The sequence below is a fragment of the Halobacillus sp. ABR2_026 genome, assembly GCF_056158545.1.
On sequence record NZ_JBSWTM010000001.1, the window covers coordinates 1829231 to 1841450 of the forward strand.

Consider the following 12220-nt stretch of genomic DNA (forward strand, 5'->3'; position numbering starts at 1 on the left):
AATCACCCTCACTATGGAAATGGAAGTGCTTTTTACAAAACGGATTCCGAGCAGCTTTTTCTGGTATGGGCTGCGGGGGAGATGGTTAGACTCCTGTATATATAGAGGGCTTGCGGACGAAAAGCCCGGGGCGGCACTCCGCAAGCCTTCGGAAAACGAATCCTCTCCCCGGGTCCGAATCCACTTGCAACATGGCTTGGAAGCAGGTGTTAGTCACTGCTTGTTTATCGCTGTTGATTTCTTCCTTTGTTGCATAGATTACGCATGTGTGATATATTTTTTATGGTGAGAAGCGCGATATGAACGGCGAAAGAGTGGGGAAACCCACTCTTTCGTCATATTCTAGCCTCTTGCTTTGCAGAGAAACTTCGAAGCATGAGGGGTTTTGTACCCGCGAGATGAACCGCTATGATCTATGTCATAGCGGTTTCTCATGGTACTTGCAGGAATGGACCCCTGATACTTAATGAAACGAGCGAATACATCCCATACTAATAAGTAATAAACCATTACATTGTGTTCGAAGGAGGGAAGAGCATGAGCAATCATGTTACATCCGTTACAGAACGTCTTGTCCAGCCCATCCTTGAGGAAATGAGCCTTGAGCTTGTGGATATTGAGTACAAGAAAGAAGGTCAGAACTGGTATCTTCGTGTGTTCATCGATAAAGAAGGCGGTGTGGACATTGAAGAATGCGGACAAGTTTCTGAAAAACTAAGTGAAAAATTAGATGAAGAAGATCCGATTGAAATTCCTTATTTTCTTGAAGTGGCATCACCAGGTGCCGAGCGTCCGCTGAAGACAGAAGCAGACTTTGAAAAGTTTGTCGGGGAGTATGTGTATATGAAACTATACGAACCGATTGATGGAGAAAAAGAATTCGAAGGGACCCTGAAGTCCTTCGAGAATTCTACAGCACTTGTGGAGATCCGCATCAAGACCCGGAAAAAACAATTGGAAGTTCCATATCAAAAAATAGCTAAAGCCAACTTAGCTGTCACGTTTAATTAAGGGGGAGAAAAACGTTGAGTAGTGAACTATTTGATGCCATGAATTATTTAGAGAAGGACAAAGGCATCGACAAAAACCTTTTATTGGAAGCTCTTGAGGCAGCATTGATTTCTGCTTATAAGAAAAACTTCAATTCGGCAACAAATGTACGCGTCGATATTAATGAAGAGGAAAGCGCCATGAAAGTACTGGCCCGTAAGGAAATCGTCGAAGAGGTTATGGATCCTCAACAGGAGATTTCATTAGAAGAAGCGAAGGGCCTTGATCCGAACTATGAAGTTGAAGATGTTATCGAAGTTGAAGTGACACCGATGGATTTCGGGCGTATTGCTGCGCAGGCAGCCAAACAAGTGGTGACTCAGCGTGTCCGTGAAGCGGAACGAGGCATCATATACGGGGAGTATGTAGACCGTGAAGAAGATGTTATGACGGGGATCATCCAAAGGAAAGACCCTCGTTTCGTCTACGTGAACCTTGGTAAAATTGAAGCACGTCTTCCAGAAGGGGAGCAAATGCCGACAGAGACGTATGAAGTGCATGACCGACTTAAAGTTTTCGTCACAAAAGTTGAAAACAGCAACAAAGGCCCCCATATCTACGTTTCCCGTACACATCCAGGACTCCTTAAACGTCTTTTTGAGATGGAAGTTCCTGAAATCTACGATGGAACAGTAGAAGTCATGTCAGTCGCCCGCGAAGCGGGAGACCGTTCAAAAATCTCTGTTTATGCAGAAGATCAGGATATCGACCCAGTAGGTTCTTGTGTTGGTCAGAGAGGTCAGCGCGTACAAGCGATTGTGAATGAATTGAAAGGTGAAAAGATTGATATCGTTCAATGGTCGGAAGACCCTGTCGCTTACGTTTCGAATGCCCTCAGCCCTTCCAAGGTCGTAGAGGTACTCGTAGATGAAGAGGATAAGGCGACAACGGTAATTGTCCCTGACTATCAATTGTCACTGGCTATTGGTAAGCGTGGACAGAATGCCCGCCTGGCAGCTAAATTGACGGGATGGAAGATTGATATCAAGAGTGAAAGTGAAGCTCGTGAGCAGGGTCTTCTATCTCAAGAAGCTGATGAAGTTGAAGATGAAGACATTTTTGATGAAGAAATGTCTGAAGATTAAGGAGGGGGAGTCCGATGACCCGTTCCAAAAAACAACCGTTGAGAAAGTGTGTCGTTACACAGGAAATGGTGCCCAAACAGCAGTTGATCCGTGTGGTCCGCAGCAAAGAGGGAGAGGTATCTGTTGACGATACGGGTAAGAAGAATGGGCGTGGAGCCTACCTTATGAAAGACCTTGATGTCATTGAGCAGGCTGAAAAACAGCAGGTGTTGAACCGTCACCTCAAAACGAAGGTAGACGAAGAGATTTACACTGAACTGAAAAATAAAGTGAAGAGCGACGACTCATGAGCGGAAGTTATTTGAACTTACTGGGGCTCGCAGTGAGAGCCGGTAAATGTACGCTCGGTGAAGAACCGATTGTACGTGACATCCAGAAAAAGAGGGCCAAGGTCGTTCTCATTGCCAATGATACAGGGAATCACACAAAGAAGAAGCTGACTGATAAATGCAGTTTCTATGAAATACCTTGCTATGTAGTTGATGATGATCGAGAAACGTTATCAAAAGCTATCGGAAAGGCAGGGAGAGTCGCGATCGCAGTTCTTGACCAAGGATTTGCGAAAAAGTTGCAATCGCTGCTCGATGAATCTATTCGGGGGTGAAGATTTTATGAGTAAAATGCGTGTATATGAATATGCGAAAAAAAATGAACTATCCAGTAAGCAAGTCATTCAAAAGCTACAAAATCTGAATATCGAAGTGAACAACCATATGTCCACTTTGGAAGAGGATGCAGCGAAGAAGTTGGACCAGGCATTCGGCAAAGGCCAAGGCTCCAAAGCCCAAAATCAGGATAAAGCGAAGCCAAAGCCGAAGAACAATTCCAAGAAGCCGGCCAATAAGAAACAAAAGAATAACAATCAGAAAAATCATAGGGCTGCACCGCAACAAGCACCTAAAAAGTCCAAAAAGCAAACACCTGAAAAAATTACGTATTCCGGCAGCCTGACCGTCGGCGAGCTTGCTGAGAAATTGAACAAGGATTCCTCTGAAATTATTAAGAAACTTATGTTCCTTGGCGTAATGGCTACAATCAATCAGGAGCTGGAAACAGAAACGATCGAATTGATCTGTGAAGAGTTCGGCGTTGAGGTTGAAGAAGAAGTGATTATTGATGAAACGGATATCGAGAACATGACCTTCGATGATGCACCGGAAGATCTTACTGAACGTCCTGCAGTAGTTACGATTATGGGGCACGTTGACCATGGTAAAACGACGCTTCTTGACCAGATTCGTAATACGAAAGTGACAGAAGGTGAAGCAGGCGGGATTACTCAGCACATCGGTGCCTACCAAATTGAAGATAAAGGAAAGAAAATCACTTTCCTCGATACACCAGGTCACGCGGCGTTCACGAGCATGCGTTCACGTGGAGCTCAGGTGACAGACATCGCCATCCTCGTTGTTGCAGCTGATGACGGTGTCATGCCTCAAACGAAAGAAGCCATCAGCCATGCTAAAGCAGCGGAAGTACCAATCATCGTAGCTGTCAATAAGATGGATAAAGAAGGAGCGAACCCTGACCGCGTCATGCAGGAATTGATGGAGTATGAATTGATTTCTGAAGAATACGGCGGGGAAACCATTTTCGTTAAACTTTCAGCTGTCAACGGGGAAGGTATAGACGAACTTGTTGAAATGATCGGTCTTGTGTCTGAAATGGAAGAACTGAAAGCGAACCCTGACCGTGTCGCTTATGGTACGGTTATTGAAGCAGAGCTTGACAAAGGACGCGGACCTGTTGCGACATTGCTCGTACAGAACGGAACCCTTAATGTAAGTGATGCTATCGTTGTAGGGAATACATGGGGACGTGTACGCGCCATGGTCAACGATATCGGTCGACGTGTGAAAGAGGCCGGGCCTTCTACTCCAGTTGAAATCACAGGATTGAACAACGTTCCTCAAGCCGGCGATCGTTTCCTTGTCTTTGATGACGAGAAGAAAGCACGCTCTGTCGGTGAAGCACGTGCCCAGAAACAACTTGAAGAGAACCGTGGTTCCACAGCGAAAGTAAGTCTTGATGATCTGTTCGATCAAATCAAGCAGGGAGATGTAAAAGAAATCAACTTGATTGTAAAAGGTGATGTGCAAGGTTCTGTCGAAGCTCTTGCCGGCTCCCTTGAAAAAATCGAAGTGGAAGGCGTCAAAGTTAAAATCATCCACACGGGTGTTGGAGCCATCACGGAATCTGACATCACTCTAGCTTCTGCATCCAATGCGATTGTCATTGGTTTCAATGTCCGCCCAGACGGGAATGCTAGAAAAGCCGCTGAATCAGAGGATGTAGAGATCCGTCTTCATAACATCATCTATAAGGTGATGGAAGAGATCGAGTCCGCAATGAAGGGGATGCTCGATCCAGAATATGAAGAGAAAATCATTGGACAGGTGGAAGTTCGTGAAATTTTCAAAGTATCCAAGATCGGTACGATTGCCGGATCTTACGTGACAGATGGTAAAATCGGCCGTAACTCCGGAATTCGTGTCATCCGCGATGGTGTTGTCATCTATGAAGGAGAAGTAGATGCTCTCAAACGTTATAAAGACGATGCCAAAGAAGTGGCGCAAGGATACGAATGTGGAATTACCATCAAGAACTTTAACGATATTAAAGTGGGCGACATCATTGAACCATTCGAAATGCAGGAAATCGAACGTACATGATCGTAAGCGCAGAAGTGGATTGTATCATCTATGATGCGCAGTCGTTGAAAAACAAACGTGCTGTTTTGAAGCGGATTACTACAAGGCTTAAGAATGAGTTCAATGTAGCGGTAAGTGAACTGGAATTTCAGGACTTATGGCAGAGGACTCGTATCGGCCTCGTCACTATTTCCAGTGATAAGGTAATTGCAGAACAAACAATGCAGCAAGCCATGGATTTCATCGATTCTTTTCCTGAAATTGAACGGACGGAAACCCACTTGGAATGGTTATGATGTCTGGTTAGAAGAGGTGAAAAAATATGAACGATTTAAGAGCGAACCGCGTCGGGGAACAGATGAAAAAAGAGATGAGTGACATCATCAGTAAGAAAATCAAAGACCCGCGCGTAGGTTTCGTCACAGTTACCGAAGTGAAGGTGACCGGCGACCTGCAGCAGGCAAAAGTTTACATTTCTGTACTTGGGGATGATAAACAGAAGCATGATACTCTTGTAGGTCTTGCGAAAGCAAAAGGGTTCATCCGGTCTGAGATCGGACAGAGAATCCGTCTTCGGAAGACTCCTGAGATTATGTTTGAATTTGATGAAGCCATCGAACGCGGAAATCGCATAGAAACGATTCTTCGTGATTTAAATGATACGGAAGAATGAATGAAAAATCCGTGCTGATTCAGCACGGATTTTATATAGGATGTAAAAAGTTTTGAGGTGAGCGATTCATGGACGGAATACTCCCATTGTGGAAACCTAAAGGTTTTACATCCCATGATTGTGTAAGTAAAGCCCGCGGGATGTTGAGAACAAAAAAAGTAGGGCATACAGGAACGCTGGACCCTGATGTGGAAGGTGTCCTGCCCCTTTGTGTGGGGAAGGCGACGAAGATTGTCCCATTTTTGACGGATACAGATAAAGTATATGAAGCTTTCGTTACGATCGGTTATGCTACAGATACAGAAGATGCGACAGGTACGACCGTGGAATCCAAACCTGTAACGGAGCCGATCCCATCAGAAACGATTCAGGATGTACTTGGTTCTTTCGAAGGATACCTCACTCAAACCCCGCCGATGTACTCCGCGGTTAAAGTGGACGGGAAGAGGTTATACGAATACGCGAGGGAAGGGATCGAAGTAGAGAGGCCTTCTCGTGAAGTGCAGATCAAAAGTATCAGCTTGATGGACCTTCAACCCGGACTGGAAGAAGATACATTTACTTTTTCTTTTCGCGTCATCTGCTCGAAAGGCACTTATGTCCGGACACTGTGTGTGGATATAGGGAAAGCCTTAGGCTATCCTGCGCATATGCACTCCCTGATACGTACGATGACAGCGGATATATCAAAAGATGATTGCTATACGTTTGATGACGTACAGCAGGCAGTGGATGAAGAGAAGGGATCAGAGCTACTCCTGCCGTTGGCCAGAGGACTCGTTCATATGGAAGCGTGGGAAGTGGAAGAGGCTCTGGTGGATAAAATTAAACATGGCCAGGTTTTCCAGACGCCGTCTCATCTAAAAGCCGAGCAATTCACGGTTAAGTATGAAGGTGAGGTTTTAGCTGTTTATCAACAGCATCCGGAGAAATCCGGACTGATTAAACCGGTCCGTGTATTCTAATGTTCGGTGTGAAAGGGATTTGGTTCAGGAGGCGAATGAGTTTTTTTGTATAGATTATGGCTTTCTCTTGCATTTCGAGCGAAAAAATTGTACCCTTTAATATGGAACCTTCGCTTGGCGGAACGTAACTCCGACGTCCGCTCGGGGAATGGGAATTTTAAATTTTACCAGGAGGTGTAGCTATAATGGCTATCACACAAGAACGTAAACAAGAACTAATCAATGAGTACAAAACTCATGACAACGACACAGGATCTCCAGAAGTACAAATCGCTGTCCTTACTGAGCAGATCACTACTTTGAACGAGCACCTTCGTTCTCATAAGCAAGACCACCACTCTCGTCGTGGATTGCTTAAAATGGTAGGTAAGCGTCGTAACCTATTGAACTACCTTCGTAATAAGGACATTACACGTTACCGTGAGCTAATCAAGAGCCTTGGCCTGCGTCGCTAATGTATGGGAAAAAGCGGGAGTTATTCCCGCTTTTTCTGTATGTTTACATACAGAAGGGTGTAAACTGACACTAAACCCTTATCATGAAATAAGAAGAGTTATCGAGAGGAGTTAAGTTCTTTATGGCAGAAGAAAAACAAGTGTTTTCCATTGATGTTGCCGGTCGCACGTTTTCAGTAGAAATCGGCGAGTTGGCCAAACAGGCAAATGGTGCAGCACTCATCCATTACGGAGATACGACAGTCCTATCCACAGCTACTGGAAGTAAGGAGCCGAAGGACCTGCCGTTTTTCCCATTAACCGTAAATTATGAGGAGCGTTTATACGCAGTAGGTAAGATTCCAGGAGGTTTCATTAAACGTGAAGGTCGTCCGAGTGACAAAGCTGTCCTTGCTTCCCGTTTGATTGACCGTCCGATCCGCCCGTTGTTCCCGGACGGTTTCCGTAACGATGTTCAAGTCATCAGTTCCGTTATGAGTGTCGATCAGGACTGTTCATCAGAAATGGCAGCGATGCTTGGATCATCTATTTCCCTAAGCATTTCCGATATTCCATTCGGAGGACCGATCGCTGGAGTAATCGTCGGACGTGTGGATGGCGAATTCGTCATCAACCCAACCATTGAACAGCAGGAGAAGAGTGATATTGATCTGACTGTTGCTGGAACAAAAGATGCGATCAATATGGTTGAAGCAGGTGCGGATGAGGTTTCGGAAGAGGACATGCTTGAAGCGATCATGTTCGGACATGAAGAAATCAAGCGGTTGGTTGTCTTCCAGGAAGAGATCATTGAAGCTGTAGGTCGTGAGAAGATGGAAGTGCAGTTGTTCGATCTGGATGCTGAACTGAAAGAAAAAGTCGAAGCAGAAGCAACAGACGCTATTGTTCAAGCGATCAAGACGGAAGAGAAGAAAGCCCGTGAAGAAGCTATTGCCCAAGTAAAAGCTGACGTTGTCGCCTCTTACGAAGAGCAGGAAGCTGATGAAGAGACCATCAAACAAGTAGGCTCCATTTTAGAAGATATGGTGAAAACGGAAGTGCGCCGTCTCATTACGAAAGATAAAATTCGTCCAGATGGCCGTGGGGTTGACGTTATTCGTTCATTGACTTCCCGTGTAGGGTTGCTTCCACGAACACACGGTTCCGGTTTGTTCACGCGTGGTCAGACCCAGGCTCTTAGTGTATGTACTCTCGGAGCTCTTGGAGATGTGCAGATCCTTGATGGTCTTGATCTTGAAGAGTCCAAACGTTTCATGCACCATTACAATTTCCCTAAATTCTCTGTTGGAGAAACAGGACCGATCCGTGGGCCAGGTCGTCGTGAAATCGGACACGGGGCGCTGGGTGAGCGTGCACTTGAAGTCGTTATACCTTCGGAGAAAGAGTTCCCATATACCATCCGTCTTGTATCTGAGGTTCTAGAATCCAATGGTTCAACATCTCAGGCAAGTATTTGTGCAAGTACACTTGCGATGATGGATGCCGGTGTGCCAATCAAAGCACCTGTAGCCGGAATTGCTATGGGACTTGTGAAATCAGGGGATGATTATACGATCCTTACTGATATTCAAGGGATGGAAGATGCTTTAGGAGACATGGACTTCAAAGTAGCAGGAACAGAACAAGGGGTAACTGCACTTCAGATGGACATTAAGATCGATGGCCTTTCCAGAGAGATCCTTGAAGAAGCCCTGTCTCAAGCCAAAAAAGGCCGCATGGAAATTCTTGGACATATGCTGGAGACGATTCCAGAAACACGTGAAGAATTGTCCGCTCATGCTCCTAAGATCATGACGATGAAGATCAATCCGGATAAAATCCGTGATGTGATTGGACCGAGTGGTAAACAGATCAACCAAATCATCGATGATACAGGTGTTAAAATCGATATAGAGCAGGATGGAACGGTATTCATTTCATCTACAGACGCAAGCATGAATGCGAGTGCTCAAAAAATCATTGAAGACATCGTTCGTGAAGTCGAAGTCGGTGAAGTGTATGATGGAAAAGTTAAGCGAATTGAGAAGTTTGGCGCATTTGTTGAGTTATTCAAAGGAAAAGAAGGTCTTGTGCATATTTCTGAAATGGCTGAAGAGCGTATTGGGAAAGTGGAAGACATCGTTTCTCTTGGAGATACCATCAAAGTGAAAGTTAAGGAAATCGATAATCAGGGGAGAATCAACCTTTCCCGCAAAGCGATTCTTCTGGATGAGAAAAAGAAAGAAGAAAACGTGGAACAATCTTAATAGGTGTATGTAAAGAAGAGACACTGGCTTGCCAGTCTCTTTTTTTATGGCTGAATTTAGGCCAGTAAAGCATGAAGACGCTTTTCTTTAAAGAGTTAGCTCTGATAAAGTTTGTTAGAAATATCCACCCTTAAGCATTATCAGAGCCAAAGGTTGTAGGAGAGACTTATCTACATTTAATCCCGCCACTTATGGTCTAGAGGGAGGACATGCCCCATAGGATAAGGGTAGGGGTGAGTGTCTATGAGCTTTCGATTAATCGTTCTATTCTGTGTGAATCTTTGTTTCTTTATCGGATTCGGTTTGGCTTTTTTGATCGTTGATCAAGAAGTGAATATCAATACGACAGATACCCTGTATCAGAAAATCCTATCAGAAAAACAAGCATATGAATGGGAAGCGGAAGATGCAAAAATCGATTCGGTCTGGAAAAAGACGCCTGGAATTGTCGGCCGTAAAGTGGATGTAGAAGCCTCCTATAAAAAAATGAAAAAACAGGGCGGCTACGATCCGGAGTTGTATGTCTATCAAATGCTAAAACCTAAAGTCTCCCTGAACGACCTTCCTGCTTCTCCTATATATAGAGGACATCCGGATAAAGACGCGGTATCGTTGCTGGTGAATGTCTCATGGGGAGAGGAATATATTCCTGAAATGATTGAAGTTTTGAATGATCAACAAGTAAGGGCCACATTTTTCATTGACGGAGCTTTTGCGAATGACTTTACCCATCTCGTTCAAATGATTGAAGAAGAAGGCCATGTCATTGGAAGTCATGGCTACAGACATAAGGATATGGGTCAGATGTCGAAGGAGCAGGCGAAACAAAATCTCGAACAGGCAGATGAGCTTCTTTTCGCTCTTACGAAAGAAAAAGTGAAATACTTCGCCCCTCCATCTGGCAGTTTCAATTCAGCGACCGTCCAGGCTGCAGATGAAATGGATATGGAGACGATTTTATGGACAGTGGATACAATTGATTGGAAAAAACCGACGAGCGATGTGCTGATCACCCGGGTCATGGGAAAAATCCACAAGGGGGCAACCATTCTTATGCATCCTACTCAAGTAACGGTGGACAGCCTTCCCGTCCTCATTGAGAAAATTAAACAAGAAGGGTATAGGCTGGTTACCATTGAGAAGTTATTGAGTGAAGAACGTTAAGAAATGGGGGATGTATAGTGAGGATGAAATCACTCGCTCAAAAAGAGGTCATTGACGTGGAGAATGGAGAGAAATTAGGGATCCTCGGGAAAGCGGATTTGATCATAGACCCTGACTCAGGAATGATTAAGTCGCTTGTGATTATGAATCAAGGCTTCATCGGTTTTGGATCATCGAAAAGGGAAATGCAGATTGATTGGAGCCAGATTGAAACGATCGGAGAGGAAACGATTCTGCTTAGAAAACGTTGAGCACTGCAGGTATACCTGCAGTGTTTTTTCTTTGTGGAACGAAATCACTAACTACGCATTCCGGCATAGGATACAAGGAGATAAGATACTAGATAAAGGAGACATCCGGGATGCTAACAGGATATCATATAGCGGTCATAGGGGGCGATGCCCGGCAGATTGAACTTATTCGAAGATTGAATGAGTGGGATGCCACCGTATACTTGGCTGGTTTCGACCAATTGAATGAAAGCTTTAGAGAAGCCATCGACCTTGATTTCGATAGTGGTCAAGTCGAGAAGCTGGATGCTGTCATCCTTCCAGTTCCAGGGACGGATGCGGATGGAAAGATTGAGGGGATCTTTTCCAATCAATTGATCCATTTGACAGAAGAATGGCTGAAAAGAACGCCCGAACATTGCCAGTTGTTTTCTGGAATCGCGAATGACCATCTTAAAGATCTGGCTAAAAAAACGAATCGAAAGCTCATCCCTTTAATGGACCGGGATGATGTCGCTATTTATAATTCCATACCTACCGTTGAAGGAACATTGATGCTGATCATTCAACATACGGATTTTACCATACATGGTTCAAAGATCATCGTCCTTGGGCTCGGCAGGGTAGGGATGAGTCTTGCACGTACGTTCGACCACCTTGGTGCGAACGTTTCTGTAGGGGTACGTTCTTCAAAAGCAGCAGCGAGGGTGTATGAAATGGGGCTTACACCGATCAATATGAGTGAGATTGAAAAAGAAGATATGTCGTGTGATATCTTGCTCAATACAGTTCCGCATATGGTTGTAGATGCATCTGTCATTAAACAATTACCCTCACATGCGATGATTTTGGATCTTGCATCCAAACCAGGGGGCACAGATTTCCGTTATGCAGATAAGAGGGGGATTAAAGCTCTGCTGGCTCCTGGGCTTCCAGGAATCGTAGCTCCCAAAACTGCCGGAAGAATCATTGCTGATGTCGTTTCACGCCTCGTTCAAGAAGGTTCACGAAAGGAGAACAATTGATGTCTAATATAAAAGGCAAGGTAATTGGATTCGGGTTGACCGGATCACATTGTACGTATCATGAAGTTTTCCCTGTTATGCAGGAGCTTGTCGATTTCGGAGCCACTGTGATTCCTATTTTGTCCTATACGGTTCAAAATACAAATACGCGTTTCGGAGATGCTTCAGACCATTTGAAAAAAATCAAAGAGATTACGGGGGAAGAGCCGATATTGACCATCCCTGATGCGGAGCCTCTAGGGCCTAAACGTCCATTGGATTGCATGCTGATTGCACCTCTCACCGGAAACTCTACAAGCAAATTTGCAAATGCTCTAACTGATTCCCCTGTTTTGATGGCAGCTAAAGCGACATTAAGAAATGAAAGTCCTGTTGTAATCGCGGTTTCGACAAATGATGCCCTTGGATTAAATGGTGTGAACATCATGCGGCTGATGGCAACAAAAAACATATACTTTGTTCCTCTTGGGCAGGACCATCCTTTTAAAAAGCCAAATTCACTCGTAGCGGATATGACTCTGATTCCGGAAACGATTGAAGCGGCCCTTGAAGGAAAACAGCGCCAGCCTGTTTTAATTGAAAGGTATCCAAATTAATTCATTTTTTTCATACCAGGTGTTCTTGTAAATATGATAAAATAACAAAAATAGTGACATGTCTTACTATTCTTACAAAT

Annotated in this window: 14 protein-coding genes; all 14 read left to right on the forward strand. The window is 44.5% G+C overall.

The window, feature by feature from the left end:
• The first annotated feature begins 537 nt into the window (after positions 1-537).
• Positions 538-1011 (forward strand): ribosome maturation factor RimP, encoded by a 474-nt coding sequence (gene rimP, locus ACXADE_RS09470; protein ID WP_474980231.1) that lies wholly within the window; start codon positions 538-540, stop codon positions 1009-1011.
• 14 nt (positions 1012-1025) lie between these two features.
• Positions 1026-2135: a transcription termination factor NusA gene (nusA, locus tag ACXADE_RS09475; protein ID WP_474980232.1), complete on the forward strand. Its 1110-nt coding sequence runs from the start codon at positions 1026-1028 to the stop codon at positions 2133-2135.
• A gap of 14 nt (positions 2136-2149) precedes the next feature.
• Complete coding sequence (gene rnpM / locus ACXADE_RS09480; RefSeq protein WP_474980233.1) at positions 2150-2425, forward strand: RNase P modulator RnpM; 276 nt, start codon at positions 2150-2152, stop codon at positions 2423-2425.
• The gene (locus ACXADE_RS09485; protein ID WP_474980234.1) at positions 2422-2739 is read left to right on the forward strand and encodes a L7Ae/L30e/S12e/Gadd45 family ribosomal protein; all 318 of its coding nucleotides are present in this window, start codon (positions 2422-2424) and stop codon (positions 2737-2739) included. The genes rnpM and ACXADE_RS09485 overlap by 4 nt, the downstream gene beginning before the upstream one ends.
• A gap of 7 nt (positions 2740-2746) precedes the next feature.
• Positions 2747-4807, forward strand: coding sequence for a translation initiation factor IF-2 (gene infB, locus ACXADE_RS09490; RefSeq protein ID WP_474980235.1), 2061 nt, complete (start codon positions 2747-2749; stop codon positions 4805-4807).
• The gene (locus ACXADE_RS09495) at positions 4804-5082 is read left to right on the forward strand and encodes a DUF503 domain-containing protein (RefSeq protein ID WP_474980236.1); all 279 of its coding nucleotides are present in this window, start codon (positions 4804-4806) and stop codon (positions 5080-5082) included. The genes infB and ACXADE_RS09495 overlap by 4 nt, the downstream gene beginning before the upstream one ends.
• Before the next feature lie 26 nt (positions 5083-5108).
• Positions 5109-5459, forward strand: coding sequence for a 30S ribosome-binding factor RbfA (gene rbfA / locus ACXADE_RS09500; RefSeq protein WP_075037583.1), 351 nt, complete (start codon positions 5109-5111; stop codon positions 5457-5459).
• 68 nt (positions 5460-5527) lie between these two features.
• A complete protein-coding gene (truB, locus tag ACXADE_RS09505) occupies positions 5528-6424 on the forward strand; it encodes a tRNA pseudouridine(55) synthase TruB (RefSeq protein WP_474980237.1) in 897 nt (298 codons plus the stop codon).
• Positions 6425-6609: 185 nt separating this feature from the next.
• Entirely contained in the window at positions 6610-6879 is a 270-nt protein-coding gene (gene rpsO, locus ACXADE_RS09510; RefSeq protein WP_474980238.1) for a 30S ribosomal protein S15, read from the forward strand.
• A gap of 122 nt (positions 6880-7001) precedes the next feature.
• Complete coding sequence (gene pnp / locus ACXADE_RS09515; RefSeq protein WP_474980239.1) at positions 7002-9125, forward strand: polyribonucleotide nucleotidyltransferase; 2124 nt, start codon at positions 7002-7004, stop codon at positions 9123-9125.
• A 243-nt stretch (positions 9126-9368) separates the two neighbouring features.
• Positions 9369-10289, forward strand: a complete 921-nt coding sequence (locus ACXADE_RS09520; RefSeq protein WP_474980240.1) for a polysaccharide deacetylase family protein — start codon at positions 9369-9371, stop codon at positions 10287-10289.
• Positions 10290-10312: 23 nt separating this feature from the next.
• Entirely contained in the window at positions 10313-10540 is a 228-nt protein-coding gene (locus tag ACXADE_RS09525; RefSeq protein ID WP_474982217.1) for a YlmC/YmxH family sporulation protein, read from the forward strand.
• 110 nt (positions 10541-10650) lie between these two features.
• The gene (gene dpaA / locus ACXADE_RS09530) at positions 10651-11544 is read left to right on the forward strand and encodes a dipicolinic acid synthetase subunit A (protein WP_474980241.1); all 894 of its coding nucleotides are present in this window, start codon (positions 10651-10653) and stop codon (positions 11542-11544) included.
• Positions 11544-12140, forward strand: coding sequence for a dipicolinate synthase subunit B (locus tag ACXADE_RS09535; protein ID WP_474980242.1), 597 nt, complete (start codon positions 11544-11546; stop codon positions 12138-12140). The genes dpaA and ACXADE_RS09535 overlap by 1 nt, the downstream gene beginning before the upstream one ends.
• Positions 12141-12220 lie beyond the last annotated feature (80 nt).

What these genes read in the sequence shown, in the direction of transcription:
- rimP (WP_474980231.1), top strand. Translation starts at nt 538, where the DNA reads ATGAGCAATCATGTTACATCCGTTACAGAACGTCTTGTCCAGCCCATC.
- rnpM (WP_474980233.1), top strand. Translation starts at nt 2,150, where the DNA reads ATGACCCGTTCCAAAAAACAACCGTTGAGAAAGTGTGTCGTTACACAG.
- ACXADE_RS09485 (WP_474980234.1), top strand. Translation starts at nt 2,422, where the DNA reads ATGAGCGGAAGTTATTTGAACTTACTGGGGCTCGCAGTGAGAGCCGGT.
- infB (WP_474980235.1), top strand. Translation starts at nt 2,747, where the DNA reads ATGAGTAAAATGCGTGTATATGAATATGCGAAAAAAAATGAACTATCC.
- ACXADE_RS09495 (WP_474980236.1), top strand. Translation starts at nt 4,804, where the DNA reads ATGATCGTAAGCGCAGAAGTGGATTGTATCATCTATGATGCGCAGTCG.
- rbfA (WP_075037583.1), top strand. Translation starts at nt 5,109, where the DNA reads ATGAACGATTTAAGAGCGAACCGCGTCGGGGAACAGATGAAAAAAGAG.
- truB (WP_474980237.1), top strand. Translation starts at nt 5,528, where the DNA reads ATGGACGGAATACTCCCATTGTGGAAACCTAAAGGTTTTACATCCCAT.
- rpsO (WP_474980238.1), top strand. Translation starts at nt 6,610, where the DNA reads ATGGCTATCACACAAGAACGTAAACAAGAACTAATCAATGAGTACAAA.
- pnp (WP_474980239.1), top strand. Translation starts at nt 7,002, where the DNA reads ATGGCAGAAGAAAAACAAGTGTTTTCCATTGATGTTGCCGGTCGCACG.
- ACXADE_RS09520 (WP_474980240.1), top strand. Translation starts at nt 9,369, where the DNA reads ATGAGCTTTCGATTAATCGTTCTATTCTGTGTGAATCTTTGTTTCTTT.
- ACXADE_RS09525 (WP_474982217.1), top strand. Translation starts at nt 10,313, where the DNA reads ATGAAATCACTCGCTCAAAAAGAGGTCATTGACGTGGAGAATGGAGAG.
- dpaA (WP_474980241.1), top strand. Translation starts at nt 10,651, where the DNA reads ATGCTAACAGGATATCATATAGCGGTCATAGGGGGCGATGCCCGGCAG.
- ACXADE_RS09535 (WP_474980242.1), top strand. Translation starts at nt 11,544, where the DNA reads ATGTCTAATATAAAAGGCAAGGTAATTGGATTCGGGTTGACCGGATCA.